The following is a 15,842-nucleotide window of genomic DNA, read 5'->3' as shown; positions in this document are numbered from 1 at the left end:
TTATCTTAACCTTCATCTTTTTCTATCAAAATACCTATAAAGAGTACCACGAATCCTATCGATAGCAAGATATCTGCTACGTTAAAAATAGGAAAGTTGATAAAGTCGAGCTGAAACATATCAACAACATAACCTTGCCGCACTCGGTCAATAAAGTTACCCAAGGCACCTGAAATAATCAAGGTTAACCCAATCGCATACCAATTTTTTGACAGATTTTTGAGCCAAAACCAGATAGCCACTGCCAAGACAAGCACTGTTGTCAAAACAAAGAACCACTGCTGACCTTCTAAAATCGACCAAGCTGCACCGTCATTTTGCAGATGGGTCAATGACAAAAGCCCTTTAATCACTGATTTTTGTTCAGATAATTTGATATTTTTGACGATTGCCAGCTTGACCACTTGGTCAAGGATAATGCCTAACACAATCACAATCGGTAAACTTATTTTTTTCAACTTCATCGTTCTATTATAACAAAAAAAGCAAGCCTATGCTTGCTAAATTTGCCAAAATACATTGCTGTCCTCATTTATTTCAAGTCTGCCGATTTCACACCACCCTCGACGGCTTCATCAAAGATAAAGGAACCGTTTGATGTCCGGTCGAGCAGATTTAAGTCTGGTAAATTGATTTCAAATAATTTACCAGTTTGTGATAGGACTTGTAGCATTTGTAATTCTTGGTCAGTTTCAGAGAATAAATCGCCTCCGTAGACGTTTTTCACTGTACCTGAGGCAAAGACTTGATGTGGTGCTTTTTTGAGGTCACGAAGTATTTGTAAGCCACGACCTGCACGGCTTTTAGCTGGAATTTCATTGAAATTCACACGTTTCAGAGACCCACGCTGCGTCAAAATATAGAATGAATCGGTATCAGCAAAATAACTTGCAACGACAAAATCATCGTCTTTTAAGTTAATAGATTTAACACCTGCTGCTTTTGCACCTACAACTGGCACATCCTGAGATGGAAATCTCAAGGCATAACCATTGTGTGTCACTAGCATCATGTCGGCATTTTTATCGAAGGCAACTGAAACAACACGGTCATCAGCTTGTTTAAATTTCGCATATTGCGCAGATTTAGAGCGGTAAGTCCGCCAAGGCTTAAAGTCAGCGAGTGCTACTTTTTTGATTAAACCAAATTTCGTTGCGACCATCAGCTCACGAGTCTCTGTATCAAAATCGTCTAATATTTGGACGAATAGTATCTCTTCCTCTTGAGAAAAGTTATTGACCAAAGAAGAGCTGTGCGTGCCAATATCTTTCCATTTAACGTCATCCAATTCATGAATTGGTCGATAGATGACATTACCAAAGGTCGTGAACATCAGAAGATGCTGTGTCGTTAAGGCCGGTTGATGGAAAATGAGACGATCATCTTCACGTTTGCCAATTTCTTCCAGTTTAGAGGCTGAAAAACTACGTGGCGTTGTGCGCTTGACATAGCCAGAACGCGTCACGCTGACAATCGTTTCTTCTTTAACGATGAGTGAGGCAGCTTCAACTTCAACTGCGACCACTTCATCAACCAAAATACTTTTACGAGGTTGACCGAATTTCTTCTTAACTTCTCGAAGCTCACGTTTCATCACGTTAAACATTGTTTTTTCATCATTGATGATGGCTGACAATGTTGTGATGCGCTCTTTGAGCTCCGCTTCTTCACTTTGCAAAGTGACCACATCCGTATTTGTCAAACGATACAGTTGTAAAGTCACGATTGCTTCAGCTTGCGGTTCGCTAAAGTCGTAAGATGCCATCAAGTTCTCTCTGGCATCCGCTTTATTATCACTGGCACGGATAAGGGCAATAACTTCATCCAAAATGCTCAGGACACGAATCAGTCCTTCGACGATATGCAGACGTTTTTCAGCCTTGTCTCGGTCAAAGATTGAGCGAGAACGAATAATATCACGTTTATGGCTGATATAGCTTGATAAAATTGGAACAATCCCGACTTGACGTGGTGTTGCATTGTCAATCGCAACCATATTGAAGTTATAATTGACCTGTAGATCAGTATATTTGAGCAGATAATTTAAAATCAACTCAGCATCTGCATCTTTTCTCAACTCAATGGCAATCCGTAAGCCGTCGCGGTCAGATTCATCGCGAACCTCAGCAATGCCAGCTACTTTGGCATTCACACGAACATCATCAATTTTTTTAACTAGGCTAGCTTTGTTAAGCTCGTAAGGAATTTCAGTGACGACAATTTCCTTTTTACCGCCCTTGAGTTCTTCTATTTTAGTTTGAGAACGAACGACTACTTTACCTTTACCGGTTTCATAAGCTTTTTTAATCTCAGACTTGCCTTGAATAATCGCACCCGTTGGAAAGTCTGGACCAGGTAGAAACTCCATCAGTTTATCAACGCCCGCGTTCGGATGGTCAATCATATAAACTGTGGCATCAATAACTTCACTTAAATTATGCGTCGGAATGTCCGTCGCATACCCTGCTGAAATCCCTGTTGACCCATTGACCAAGAGATTTGGAAAACTGGCGGGTAAAACGGTCGGCTCTTTTTCGGTATCATCAAAGTTCCATGCGAAAGGCACGGTATCTTTGTCAATATCTTGCAAGAGGTAGGCCGAAATTTCAGATAGGCGTGCTTCGGTATAACGCATGGCTGCGGGTGGGTCCCCATCCATGGAGCCGTTATTACCGTGCATTTCGACGAGGACTTGCCCCATTTTCCAATCCTGCGAAAGGCGAACCATGGCATCATAAATCGAACTATCGCCATGCGGGTGATAATTACCCATGATATTGCCGACTGACTTAGCGGACTTCCGGTAGCCTTTGTCAAAGGTATTACCATCTTTATTCATTGAATAGAGAATTCGCCGTTGAACGGGTTTTAGACCATCGCGAATATCAGGCAGCGCTCGCTCCTGAATGATATATTTAGAATAACGACCAAAGCGGTCGCCCATAATCTCTTCTAGAGAGAGTTTTTGTACATTGCTCATAGTTTCTTCTTTTTCTTTTTATATGATTTCAGAGAATTTTTCGATATCAGTTTTGGTACCGACAACATAAAGGATATCGCCTAAAGCGATTCTCGTGTCATGCTTTCCGATATTGGCTGAACCGTCTGCTTTTTTAATGAAAGCGACATTAACATGATAATCTTGGGTTAGGTTAGCTTGAAATAGAGTCAGACCATTAAATTTACTGTTCTTCACGACAATCTTAGCAAAGGAATAATCATCCGACAAATCTAGATATTCAGAGACATCTGGATGTGCTAAATTATCGGCAACTCGGTAGCCCGCATCTCTTTCAGGCTGAATAATTTTATCAGCACCAATTTTCGTCAAAACTTTGATTTGCACATCTGTCGTTGCTTTCGTGACCACGTTTTTAGCGCCTGCCTCAATCACAATCATCGTCGTCAAAATACTAGCTTGCACATTTTTGCCAATAGCAACAACCACACCATCGAATTTATCAATTTCGACATTCTTTAGTACACGTTCATCTGTGGCATCCGCAATCATCACGTGCGTGGCAATATCCTTGTAATCATCAATTTTCTTGGCATCGGTATCAATCGCCACCACTTCATGACCATTTTTGACTAAACTTCTCACCACACTAGAGCCAAATCGCCCTAAACCAATCACACAAAAACTTTTCATCTCATATTCTTTCTTTAAGTCTTAGGAAAGGTAAGTCAATCCCTAACCCACAACAATTTCTTCTTCTGGATATTGAATCAATTCTTCATCTATCTTAGCATGACTACTGAGGGCGTAAATGACTGTCATAATCCCAATTCGCCCAATAAACATTAGTACCATAATTAAGAGTTTACCAATTGCAGTCAAATCTGGTGTCAACCCCAATGATAGACCAACCGTCGCAAGTGCTGAAATGACTTCAAAAAAGACATATTCAATCCCATTATTTAGTGGTAAATTTTCCGTTATCAATAAGACAAAAGAAAAAGTAAAGATAATCGCTAGATAAATAAAGATGATTTCATAGACACGACGAATCGTCCGACGCGGAATCTGTCTTTCTTGGTAAATCGTTTTGAAACGATTACTAAAAATATAGCGAATATTCATCACCAGAACACCAAAAGTTGTCGTCTTGACCCCACCTGCTGTGGAACCTGATGTCCCTCCGATAAACATCAACACCATAGTCAATAAGAGACTGGCATAGCTTGTTGCATTATAATTGCTAAAGGTAAAGCCACCAGAACGCGGTGTGATACTCAGGAAAAAGTTTTGAACTAAATAAGTTATCGGATGACCATCAAAGCTTTTAATATTAAGTAAACTATATAAAATCGTACCAACGACGACTAAAATAGCCGTCATCGTCAAAGCCAATCTCGAATGTAGCGTAATTTTCTTCACTTCCCGAAAACTAATCAAGTCAAACCAAACGATAAAGCCAAAGGACCCCGATAGAATCAGAAGACTCATAATCATCAGAACGTAAGGATTATCCTTAAATTGAAACAAGGATGTCTCAAATAAATCGAACCCAGCATTAGAATGAGCCGAAACCGCATGGAATATACTAAACCAAATGCCTTTCCCCCAACCAAATTTAGGGATAAAATCCACACTCAGCAACATCGCACCAATGAGTTGTGTCACTAAGGATAATTTGACAATGGCCTTAACCAACTTATCCCCACCATCAAAACTTGTAAAATTATAGGCATCACGAATCAGCATTTTAGATTTGAATGAAGGATGTTGCCCTGTCATATTTAACAAGAGCACTAAGAAACTCATAAAGCCTAGACCACCCACTTCAACCATGATGAGAATAATCACCTGGCCAAAAGTATTCCAGTGGTCGGCAGTATTCACAACAGCTAGACCCGTCACACAAGTCGCTGAAACAGCCATAAAAAGACTGTCCAAGTAAGAAGTCGCTTGGCCATTTTGATCCGAAATGGGTAAGGCTAGAAAAATTGAGCCAATCAGAATGACAGATAAAAATCCAAAAATAATCATCTGTGGCGGTTTCATTTGTTTTATCAATTGGGGTATGTGCATCTTATTGCATCACTTCACTTTTCTCTTCAAGCGTAAATTCGACATTATTTTCAATCCATTTACGACGCGGTTCGACTTTATCACCCATGAGAACCGACACACGCTTTTCAGCTTGCGCCACATCATCCAAGGTCACCTGAATCAAAGTTCGCGACTCAGGATTCATGGTCGTTTCCCAAAGCTGATCCGCATTCATCTCGCCCAGTCCTTTGTAACGCTGTAAAATCGCGCCTTTACCAAAGTTCTTGCGCACAGCGTTCAATTCACCATCAGTCCAAGCATACTCGAGTTTTTCAGATTTTCCTTTACCTTGGCTCATCTTATAAAGCGGTGGTAGGGCAATGTAGACATGACCATTTTCAACGAGTGGTCTCATGTAGCGATAAAAGAAGGTCAGTAACAAGGTTTGAATATGGGCGCCATCGGTATCGGCATCGGTCATGATGATGACTTTATCGTAATTAATATCCGAAATATCAAAATCTGCGCCAACGCCTGCACCAATGGTATAAATCATGGTATTGATTTCTTCATTTTTGAGAATATCTGCCATCTTGGCTTTCTCAGTATTGATGACCTTACCTCTAAGCGGTAAAATCGCTTGAAATTTACGGTCACGGCCTTGTTTAGCAGAACCACCGGCTGAATCTCCTTCGACTAGATACAATTCATTTTTAGCAGGATTTTTACCCTGAGCAGGTGTGAGTTTCCCCGATAAGAGACCTTTATCTTTCTTACCTTTTTTACCCGTTCTCGCATCATCACGCGCTTTTCGAGCTGCCTCACGCGCATCACGCGCTTTAATCGCTTTACGAATCAAGTTTTGTGATAATTCTGCATTCTCCATCAGGAAGAAGGCTAATTTATCGCTAACAATATTATCAACGATTGGACGGGCTTTTGGACTTCCCAATTTATCCTTGGTTTGACCTTCAAACTGGAGATGCTCTTCTGGTACAAGGACAGACAGAAGAGCTGTCAGACCTTCACGGTAGTCAGAGCCTTCTAGGTTCTTATCCTTCTCCTTGAGCAAGCCAACTTTTCTAGCATACTCATTCATGGATTTGGTAATAGCTTGTTTAAGCCCCGCTTCGTGTGTGCCACCATCTTTTGTTTTGACATTATTAACGAAACTAAGAATATTGTCAGAGTAGCCGTCATTGTACTGAATGGCTACTTCAACTTGGAAATTCTCAGCTTCCCCTGCAAAATACATGACAGGTGTTAAGGTATCCTTATCTTCATTGAGATAAGCGACAAAGTCCTGCACACCATTTTCATAGTGGAAACTTGCTGATTCAGGTTGACCATCAATTTCATTGCGCTCATCTGTCAGTGTCAATGTGACATTAGGTAAAAGAAAAGCTGATTCATTAAGACGGTCAAAAATGGTGCTATATTTAAAGTCTATTGTTGAGAAAATCGTTGCATCTGGCATAAAGTGGACTTTTGTCCCTGTTTTAGACTTTGGTGCTTTACCAATTTTTTCAAGCGTTGTGACTGGTTTGCCACCATTTTCAAAACGTTGGCGGTAGACAACACCATCACGCGTGATTTCAACTTCAAGATAACTTGAAAGAGCATTCACGACAGATGAACCAACACCATGAAGACCACCTGAGGTCTTATAGCCACCTTGACCAAACTTACCACCCGCGTGAAGTACCGTGAAGATAACTTCAACTGTTGGAATACCAGTTGCGTGAGTACCGACAGGCATGCCACGTCCGCTATCTGAAACAGTTAGTGACCCATCTTGATGGATTGTCACATTGATTTGGTCACCGAACCCTGACAAGGCCTCATCAACAGCATTGTCGACAATCTCCCAGACCAGATGGTGGAGACCAATCCCATCCGTTGACCCGATATACATCCCTGGACGTTTACGGACCGCATCTAGGCCTTCCAAAACCTGAATGGCATCATCATTGTAATTATTAATATCTATTGTCAATTTACTTTTCCTTTGGACATACAGTCTAGATTTTTTTTAATCAAACTGGCGTTCAGATGATTTTAAAAATGCTCTATATTATAGAATACCTTATTTTCTTGATTTTGGCAAAAAAAATTCTGTATAAATTTGCGTGGGGAGACAGTCTTTCAAAGAGACTGGGACAAAAGTCCTCTAAAAAAATAGGTGATGCACCATTTTCGAAGTTAATCGGAATTGTTCATCGCCCTATTTTTGTGTTACTTTGACTGCGTGGTTAAGTAGCAGGTTTGATCGTTAGAAACAATAGCGAATTGGTAAGAAAACCGCTGATTCTGTGTGAAATTCGTATTGTTTTGTCAAAACAATACGAATTTGGTAAAAAACGTTGATTTCTTGAGCAACTCGTACTCTTTCTGCGAAACTGTACGAAAAAAGAGAAAAGAAAACTGGTCGTTTTGATGTGATTACCTAATCAACTTTTCTTTATCAAGCTTCAATGAGATGCGCTTACGCCCATCATCAATTAAAGGAACATTTGGATCATAAACACTTTCAATCAATATTTTAATTGATTCATTGTAAGCCTTAAACTCTTCATCCAATGCATCAAAAATTGCCTGATTTTTTTCGTCTTCAGACAATTCCTTAAAGTCGTTAGAGGCTTGTTTTTCTTTAGTAATAATTTTTGCAGCTTTAAGACTTAGCCAAATTTCAGCCGCCTCTGCGTTATCTACTACCATTGTTGAAAGTACTTGACCTGCAGTATCCTTGGCTACTAGCTCACGACCTTCAAACAACTTCGGTTCAACTGCCTTAGGTCGATTTTTAATCGCTTCTGCAAGTTCTGATTGTAAATCACGCGCAAAAGTTTCATAACTTTCGTTTGCAATGACTGTGAGTGTATTAATTTGTTGTACTTCCTGCTCACCTAAAACTTGTGCATCCTGTCTATCGCCATGTTGTTCAACAGATAAACGTAACCCTCGACCAATTTCTTGACGCTTTTTAATGTCGGATGAACTTTGTCGTAACGTTGCAATTTAAAAAACGTTTGGATTATCCCAGCCCTCTTTTAATGCTGAATGTGAAAAAATAAAACGGACTGGGTTCAACAAAGGAAAGTAAACGCTCCTTATTTTTCATAATTAGGTCATAAGCTGAAATATCATCACTCGCTTCACTACCACGCTTGATTTTACTATCGATTGACTTACCTTTTTTATCAACTGAGAAATAGCCTGCATGTACTTTTTCGGGTGTTTGAATATCTCGTCTAAGATAATTTTTATAGTCTGAATCAAGATCTAGCGTATTTTCTAGATAATCACGTACGATTGTTTCATATTCTTCTTCAAACATCTGAACAAATATGCCTTTAGTATCCTCGCGTGAGTAGTCTTTATATTTTGCAACTTCATCAATGACAAATAGAGATAAAGTTTTAATACCACGTTTATACAATTGAACTTCTTTTTCCAGATGTGAATAAATTGTCTCGCGAATCTGAATCCGACGTAAATCGTCATCATTATCGTTCCCAATAACTTCACCAACATGGAGTCTGATGCCATTGGTAAATTAGACAAATTGATCCACGCTATTTATTTCAGAAATAACATAGCCACTTCGATAACTTTCGACTTCGCCAGAATACGTATAAATATTATCGCTACGTTCAAAAAGTTTCGATGCTTTGATAACTTTTCTCTTTGCCGTGATTTTTTCAAATTGAATCCGAACTTTTAACTCTGGCTTTTCTTGGATACGTTCGATATAAAGATAACCACTTGATGCGTTTGAACCAGAAATTTCAATCCCTTTGACACTAATTTTCTTAACTAACTGCTTTAGATATGCGTCAATCGCATCCAAACGATAGACCATATTATAATTTTCACGGTGAGTCGCAGAGTAGTTGATGAAAAACAAAGGATTAAATTTAGCTAAACCAATACGCGTTTTATTCAATGCGGCACCTGTCACACCCAAAACAGACTGTGACTCATCAATCATCATAATTGAATTAGTAGCGCTAATCACATCAATCAGTCGTCGACCACGAAATTGATTCAATACCATATCTATGCGACGCACATCTTGTCCAGAGGCATTAAAGGCTTGCGTATTGACAATCATAACATTGATTCCTGCATCGCTTGCAAACGCTTCAATCTTATCTAACTGACTAGAATTATAGATAAAGGATCTAATATTTATACCGTATTCTTGTTTAAAATGTTCAGCTGTTGAATCAAAAGTCTTCGCGACACCTTCATGAATAGCTATGCTTGGCACAACTACGATAAACTTTGTCCAACCATAAAGCTTATTAAGCTCAAACATCGTTTTGATGTAGGTATATGTTTTACCAGTCCCAGTTTCCATCTCAATGGTCAATGTTAATGCTTCGCTTTTATTGTCAATTTTAGTTTTAGTATCTTTACCACCAATAGACATTTTGTTGAGCTGAGTATCCGTTAAGATGCCGTTTTCTTTTTGAATTGACTTAATATTCCCTAGTATATCTGCTTCAGATAAAGCAATCTGGCGTTTTTGAAACCCGTTTCAGCTAATAAACTAATTTTCTGACTGTTTCCCGTATCCACTAGATATTGAAAAGGACTTTGTTTGGGTTGTCCTTGGAAGACTTGTGTTACAGCATTAACTGCGTTTTCTTGAAATTTTTGATGTTTATATTGGAGCTTCATTGTCACACCTTTCAAAATTTAATAAATAGTGTTCGTATTTCAAAGTCTTAATATTTCGGCAAGCCATTCATCACTAAATCAATGATATGGATGATCGGAATACCATCTACCATTCCAACATCAAGTGGATTTCCAGTCACAACGATTTTTTGGAATGAATCAGGTATTTCCCCTAGATTATCAGTCTCACGACTTGTTTTCGGCAGCTCTAGTGCCACTTGAACATATTTAGTGATGCCATTTTTAGCGATGACAAAATCAACTTCTTTATCTCCTAGACGTCCTACAAATACTTCATAGCCGAGACGATGCAGCTCAAGATAAACCAAATTTTCAATTTGACCACCTAGATTACCAGCAAATTGTCCTAAAATTTTATTACGTAAGCCAAGGTCACAGACAAAATATTTAGCACCATTTCTCAAACGTTCTTTGCCACGGATATCATAACGATCCACTTTATAAAACAGAAAAGCTTCTTCGAGTAATTCAAGATACTTAGCTACACTTTTAGTTGAAATACGTACGTTAGCAGACATCAATGTATCAGCTATTTTTTTGACTGACACTAGCTGCCCAATATTATCCAGCAAAAATTTCACAATTCGTTTTAGGACATCAATTTCCCTAATATTTCCTCTTTGGGCAACGTCATTTAACAAAATCGTATCAAATATGCCTTGAAGGGCACTGATTTTAAGCGAATCAGTATTTTGCTGAATCACTGCTGGAAATCCTCCGAATTCAAGATAATCATCATAGCGCTCACGCTGACTCGTTAACTCATTATTTTGATACATAAAGGTTAGATATTCGTTGAAGGATAATGGCATCATCTCAATTGTAATGGTTCTTCCTGATAGTAATGTCGCTAGCTCACCTGAGAGCATTTTACTATTTGAGCCCGTCACATAAATGTCACTATTAAACGAAACTCGAATACTATTAACCACTTTTTCCCAGCCATCTACTAGTTGTATTTCATCAAATAGAAAATAAGTGACGTTGCCATCAATAACGTTTTCTTTTAGATAGGCAAAAAATGATGTCGCAGTCAGCAAATCATCATATGTCATATCCTCAAAATTTAGATAGACGATATTTTCTGGTACTACTCCTTCATTTTCAAGATGTTCTTTAAACATTTTTAGTAAAAAGGACTTACCCGAACGCCGAACACCGCTAATAACCTTAATAAACTCAGAACCTTTTGCTTCTACAATCCAATTTAAATACTTTTCTCTAATTATCATACTTGTAGTCCCTTTCTTTTATTTATTAGACTATAAACGGAAGTATAGTTCCATTTTTTACAATAAACGTAAAAAGTATAAATATAGTTCCTGTTTCTGTAAAGATACTAGAGCAGATCTAAAAAGAGATTTTGAGTCTCTTTATAAAAAATATTTAATATATGGTTTTATTGAAAATAGTTTTTATTACTTGTATTTGAGTTTCATTGATGCTATTTATTTAATTATCCTTTGTCAAAATCAGTTAACTAAATTTTTTTAACGAGCTCAATCATTTTTGAAATACTGTCCGATAACTGCTGAAGAGTATAATAGTTTTTGTTGTTTTCTGGATGATGAATAATATGTCTAACAAATGTTGGTAATGATTTTTTAGGTGTGTCACCGTTTTCTTTTCTATCATCAAAATAATCTACATCATTCGAAAAACCTTTATAGTTCAACCACGTTTCAAAGTTAACCTTCGGTGTTGGTTGCTGGGAATTTTTCCAAGTAATAAAATCTACATCCTCCCTATTTTTTTTGAAGTGATTTTCTAAATAACCATACAATTCATTATGAAATTCAATACTCACAACATCAAATGCTACATAATTTATCTCTCCCCAAGTAGGACTGAAGGAAGGAAACAAGTTTAAATCCTTATTATTAGAAATTCTATCCCTCTCTCGAGAAAAAACATTTATTTGGTTCACTGATTCCTCAAAGTGTTTAAGTAAATATGGTGAATGTGTTGTAATAAAGATTTGTGAAAAATTTGAGATTTTCTTTAAAGAATTAATCAACTTATCTTGAGCTTTAGGATGTAAAAATGTCTCTGGTTCATCAATAAAGAAAAAAATTGGTTTGTCATTTGTAGCATCTGATTTTATAACATCCGCATAGAGTTGAATTAATGCAAGTGCCAATACCCGTTGCATCCCTGTTCCCTTTTCACTAGCATCAGTTTCAATGCCATTATCTGATAGTAAAATTTGACCAGTTTTAAAGAAATTATCCAACTCTGGCAATCCAAAATTAAATTTCACACCAGTTTTTCCGTATTGTTCCGAAATAATTTCTTCGATTTTATCTTGAGTATCTTTTAGAATTGCTGTTAGACCTTGATCACCAAAAGCAGTTTCATGTGCTACTCGTAACTCTTTATATACACTTGATTGCTGAAAATCGGCAGTAACTGCATTAATAAGTTTTCCAACAATTTTTGCTTTTCCAAAATCTTGATATTCTTCATTTTTCAAATCAGAATAAACAAATTGTGCATCAAACAGCGCTGAAATTGTTGAATCAATTCCAGTTGGATTCTGCCATTCTTTTTCCGTTGGATGCCACACTAAAACATTTTTTTGTTTTGTTGTTTTAGGTGTATTTTTATTCCCATTCTTAGATATCCACACATGTTTTTTACTATCTCGTAATATTCTTAGATTCTTTATACCATTTTCTTCAAACACAAAATCCGCATATTTTTTCAAAGAATCTTGCTCAACTAACTGTTCAATATCATTTCCTGAAAATAAAATCTCTACCGAAACTTCTTCATCTTTTTTACCTTTTGTAATCCAATCAGACTTAATTTTTCCTCCCTGTATAAACTCGATAGCTTTAAAAATAGTTGTTTTTCCAGAATTATTATCCCCTACAAAAAAATTAATACCTGATTTAAAATTCAGCTCATGGTCTCCCTCAAAACTTTTAAAATTATGAAGTTTCATTTTAGAAATATACATCAAACCACCTTCACTTTCGTATCTGGAGAAATCACGCGGAATTGTTCTAGTACGTTCACTTTCTCAGATGATTTATTAAATGTTGATTCTTTAAAGACAGCACTTAGAGGTTTTAAGGTGGCAATTGACCGAGTTAATTCATCGGTAAGTTGTTCACCAAAATAACAAATGACACCGGATAATTCACCGAAATAGTCGTATTTGATGATTTCAACGTTTTCTAGCGTTTCTTTTGAAACTTTTCGATTATACTCCAAAGCGCCATCAATCAAAATATCATATAACAAATCGTAATCCGTACGCCCTTCTTTTTGATAATTTGATAATTCTAATAAATCCCCTTGACCAGTTTCATCAGCCGTCTTGTAAATATCTTCACGAATACCTAAATTATCTACTTTTAAGGCGCGGAAACCAGATGTATCATCAAGTTTCTTTGCAGCTCGACGGATACGTTCTCGGGATATTTGATCAATGGTTTTATAACCTGCTTTTTGGGCTTCAGAGTTTTCTGGTGTTTTTTCATCAAGAGTAGCTAAAATATACTTTCGATTTCCGCCGTCCTCAGCATTAAGTTGCATAACGGCGTCAGCAGTCGTGGCAGAGCCTGCAAAGAAGTCAAGGATAATAGAATTATTAGTTGTAGCTACTTTTAGAAAATTTTCAATTAGCTTTATTGGTTTTGGAAAACTAAAAATTTTCCCTTCCATCAATTCTTCTATTTCTGAAGTTCCTCGACGACTTGTAAAATCTTTCCCGTCAATAATCGAACGAATCAATTTCTCACTATGTCTCATTTTTTGAACAATTCTATATTCACCATTTGCTGAATAACCTACAATCTCATCATTGATAAATTTATTAGATTTTTCTTTCCCCATCTCCAAACAAAAGGAATTTGATTCTTCTGAGATTTAGGAGGGAAAATTTCTATAGAAAAATCATCGCTCTTTTCCAACGATATTTGATAAAAACCATTGTCGGAAATCAAGCTAGGATTTAAGTAAAATGGGTAGTATAAATTCGGACGATTTCCTTTGTGAAAAGCTTCGTTACTATTATATAATGGATGAATATTAAAGCCACCTTTATCATCACTATAAGAGAACTTCTTCTCCAAATCAGGCAATAGATTTGTCTCTGTCAAACAATTATCTTTTGAATAAAAGAGTACAAATTCATGCATTTTTCCGATATCTCCATAATCTCTTGCATTAGGTGTAGATTTTATTATAAATTCCCCTACAAAATTATCCTCCCCAAACACCTCATCCATCAACAATTTCAAATTAGCCTGTTCATTATCATCAATCGAAACAAAAATTACCTCAGTATCCGAAAGTAGATTACGTGCTAACTTCAACCGTGGATACATCATTGACCACGGCCGTTTCATAAATTCAATTTAAAATATATTTTTCTGAATATTTTAAAAGAATATCGAGTTTTTAAAAAGAATAGCATATAAGATTAATTATTGTTTGAAAATTCAAACAATATATTCAGTAATATTGTCCCTTTTTTGAATATTTTCGTAAAAATTTAAATCACTAATTTTTATGTATTTTTCAGAAAAATTAAACTCATGAAACGGCCGTGCATCATTGACAACCAATCTGAGTGGAATCGTCCAGCTGACTTGTCATTTTTAACTAAACGTGTGCCTTCTTCATCGACATTGCCCTCAGCTTCATCTGCATCTTTGATAGATTTTTTGAAATTATCATGATAAACAAAATCTTTTCCTGTGTTGTAAGGTGGATCAATATAAATCATATCTATCTTGCCTTGATAAGATTCTTGCAAGAGTTTCAAGGCTTCAAGATTATCTCCAGTGATAAAGAGGTTTTCACTGTTTTCAAAATCAACACTTTCTTCTGGTTGTGGGCGCAATGTTTTTGTTGACGGTGTAGCAGCTTCAAAATAAGCCTTAGCTTTACCATTCCACGTAAAATCATATCGTTCTTTTTGATCTTCTGCTCTGGCAAAAAGGTCACGTAATTCGTTCAACAATTCTATATCGACAGTTTGCTTTGGAATATGAACCTTTTCTGGTGTTTGACTCATCGTTTAATCTCCTAATTTTTCTAATTCTAGCTCTAGCTGGTGACGCCTATGGGGGTGCGTCTGATTTGCTTGCTTAGTGTTTCAATTTGTTTCTTAATCTCTTGTTTTTGATTATAGTGCTTGATTTGTTCCGCCAATGGTTGCCCTGATTGTTTTAGCTCTAAAATTTGTCTGAGAAAATTTTCTTGTATCTCATCAATACTCAACCCTCGTATCTCCAATGCTTCAAGCATTTTTCGACCATATAATCGCTTATAGTAAAAACTACCAATCCAGTCATCATTAACAATGAAAATAATCTTATGTGGTATTTTTGCTTGTATATCACTTAAGACTTTTGTATCTAGTATTGCCATCTCAATCGTAAAAATTTCGATTTCAATCAAGTTTTTACTCGGCAAGTTAATTGTCGTAGGAGCTAATTTAGCATACCAACGAATTTGTTTAACTTGTGTATTTTTCGCAAGTTGAGTACTAATCCTATCTTTTGCGACCACACGATTGACGTATGTTGTTTTAGGCAAAAAGTTTAACAGTTTACTCATGACTAGCCACCAAAAAGTCAATAAGTCCGAATATTTTGCCATATGTCGCCCATCTTTGGTATCTACGTTCGCGATTTGCACATGGAATATAGAATTCACGAGCTTCTTTTGAAATTTTTTCTTTGGTAAAAACATTACTAGTGAATAAAAATTGCAATTCATCTATTTTTTCAAGTTCTTTTTTTAGAGCCTCGTAAGCATATATTGAGAAACTAGCTGCTGCGATTTTAAGTTTGGCACCACGACGAATTTCTTGCTTTAAGTCATCAATGACACGCTGTGTCGTATTATTAAAACTATTAATAGTCATATAAGCAACCACTTTCTAACATAAAAATTCCTCCTAGATTTAAGTACCCGCCGAAAAAATGTCTAACTTAATGTCTTTTATATGGCGAGGTTACTTTAATGCTTTAACTGTGCTAAATAAATATACATCTATTTTACCAAAAATATAGACTATTTAGTAAGTATTATTTAATATGTTAGCATTTTTCTGAATATAGTTATATGGAATTTTCCAAAAACATATCAAAAAACGCTATCAAGAGACAGCGTTTTTTGA

At 36.6% G+C, this 15,842-nt stretch carries 15 protein-coding genes and 1 pseudogene; all 16 read right to left on the bottom strand.

Annotated elements, in window-relative coordinates; translation table 11 throughout:
* Positions 1–5: 5 nt before the first annotated feature.
* Positions 6–464 (bottom strand): signal peptidase II, encoded by a 459-nt coding sequence (gene lspA / locus ACYQ21_RS03245; RefSeq protein ID WP_460055099.1) that lies wholly within the window; start codon positions 462–464, stop codon positions 6–8.
* Positions 465–532: 68 nt separating this feature from the next.
* Positions 533–2,980 (bottom strand): DNA topoisomerase IV subunit A, encoded by a 2,448-nt coding sequence (gene parC, locus ACYQ21_RS03240; protein ID WP_460055098.1) that lies wholly within the window; start codon positions 2,978–2,980, stop codon positions 533–535.
* An 18-nt stretch (positions 2,981–2,998) separates the two neighbouring features.
* Positions 2,999–3,652, bottom strand: coding sequence for a potassium channel family protein (locus tag ACYQ21_RS03235; protein WP_460055096.1), 654 nt, complete (start codon positions 3,650–3,652; stop codon positions 2,999–3,001).
* A 42-nt stretch (positions 3,653–3,694) separates the two neighbouring features.
* Positions 3,695–5,008: a TrkH family potassium uptake protein gene (locus tag ACYQ21_RS03230; RefSeq protein ID WP_460055093.1), complete on the bottom strand. Its 1,314-nt coding sequence runs from the start codon at positions 5,006–5,008 to the stop codon at positions 3,695–3,697.
* Positions 5,009–5,036: 28 nt separating this feature from the next.
* Entirely contained in the window at positions 5,037–6,992 is a 1,956-nt protein-coding gene (gene parE, locus ACYQ21_RS03225) for a DNA topoisomerase IV subunit B (RefSeq protein WP_460055091.1), read from the bottom strand.
* 446 nt (positions 6,993–7,438) lie between these two features.
* A complete protein-coding gene (locus ACYQ21_RS03220) occupies positions 7,439–7,771 on the bottom strand; it encodes a hypothetical protein (RefSeq protein WP_460055088.1) in 333 nt (110 codons plus the stop codon).
* Between the two features lie 259 nt (positions 7,772–8,030).
* The gene (locus ACYQ21_RS03215; protein ID WP_460055085.1) at positions 8,031–8,435 is read right to left on the bottom strand and encodes a hypothetical protein; all 405 of its coding nucleotides are present in this window, start codon (positions 8,433–8,435) and stop codon (positions 8,031–8,033) included.
* Between the two features lie 117 nt (positions 8,436–8,552).
* On the bottom strand, positions 8,553–9,431 hold the full coding sequence (locus ACYQ21_RS03210; protein ID WP_460055083.1) for a DEAD/DEAH box helicase family protein: 879 nt from the start codon (positions 9,429–9,431) through the stop codon (positions 8,553–8,555).
* Between the two features lie 59 nt (positions 9,432–9,490).
* Positions 9,491–9,682 (bottom strand): hypothetical protein, encoded by a 192-nt coding sequence (locus ACYQ21_RS03205; protein WP_460055081.1) that lies wholly within the window; start codon positions 9,680–9,682, stop codon positions 9,491–9,493.
* A gap of 47 nt (positions 9,683–9,729) precedes the next feature.
* Positions 9,730–10,935 carry an ATP-binding protein gene (locus ACYQ21_RS03200; RefSeq protein WP_460055079.1) on the bottom strand — a complete coding sequence of 402 codons (1,206 nt, stop codon included), beginning with the start codon at positions 10,933–10,935 and terminating at the stop codon, positions 9,730–9,732.
* Positions 10,936–11,183: 248 nt separating this feature from the next.
* Positions 11,184–12,668 carry an ATP-dependent nuclease gene (locus tag ACYQ21_RS03195; RefSeq protein ID WP_460055078.1) on the bottom strand — a complete coding sequence of 495 codons (1,485 nt, stop codon included), beginning with the start codon at positions 12,666–12,668 and terminating at the stop codon, positions 11,184–11,186.
* On the bottom strand, positions 12,665–13,546 hold the full coding sequence (locus tag ACYQ21_RS03190; RefSeq protein ID WP_460055077.1) for a DNA methyltransferase: 882 nt from the start codon (positions 13,544–13,546) through the stop codon (positions 12,665–12,667). Before ACYQ21_RS03190 ends, ACYQ21_RS03195 begins: the two co-directional genes overlap by 4 nt.
* Complete coding sequence (locus ACYQ21_RS03185) at positions 13,501–14,028, bottom strand: DNA methyltransferase (protein WP_460055074.1); 528 nt, start codon at positions 14,026–14,028, stop codon at positions 13,501–13,503. The genes ACYQ21_RS03190 and ACYQ21_RS03185 overlap by 46 nt, the downstream gene beginning before the upstream one ends.
* Positions 14,029–14,255: 227 nt before the next feature.
* A pseudogene (locus tag ACYQ21_RS03180) lies at positions 14,256–14,732 on the bottom strand (site-specific DNA-methyltransferase); the annotation flags it as partial.
* Positions 14,733–14,764: 32 nt separating this feature from the next.
* Positions 14,765–15,277, bottom strand: coding sequence for a DUF4391 domain-containing protein (locus ACYQ21_RS03175; RefSeq protein WP_460055073.1), 513 nt, complete (start codon positions 15,275–15,277; stop codon positions 14,765–14,767).
* On the bottom strand, positions 15,270–15,587 hold the full coding sequence (locus ACYQ21_RS03170; RefSeq protein WP_460055071.1) for a phospholipase D-like domain-containing protein: 318 nt from the start codon (positions 15,585–15,587) through the stop codon (positions 15,270–15,272). Before ACYQ21_RS03170 ends, ACYQ21_RS03175 begins: the two co-directional genes overlap by 8 nt.
* Positions 15,588–15,842 lie beyond the last annotated feature (255 nt).

The sequence above is a fragment of the Pseudolactococcus yaeyamensis genome (genome assembly GCF_054658615.1).
This window is presented reverse-complemented; position numbering and strand designations above follow the sequence as displayed.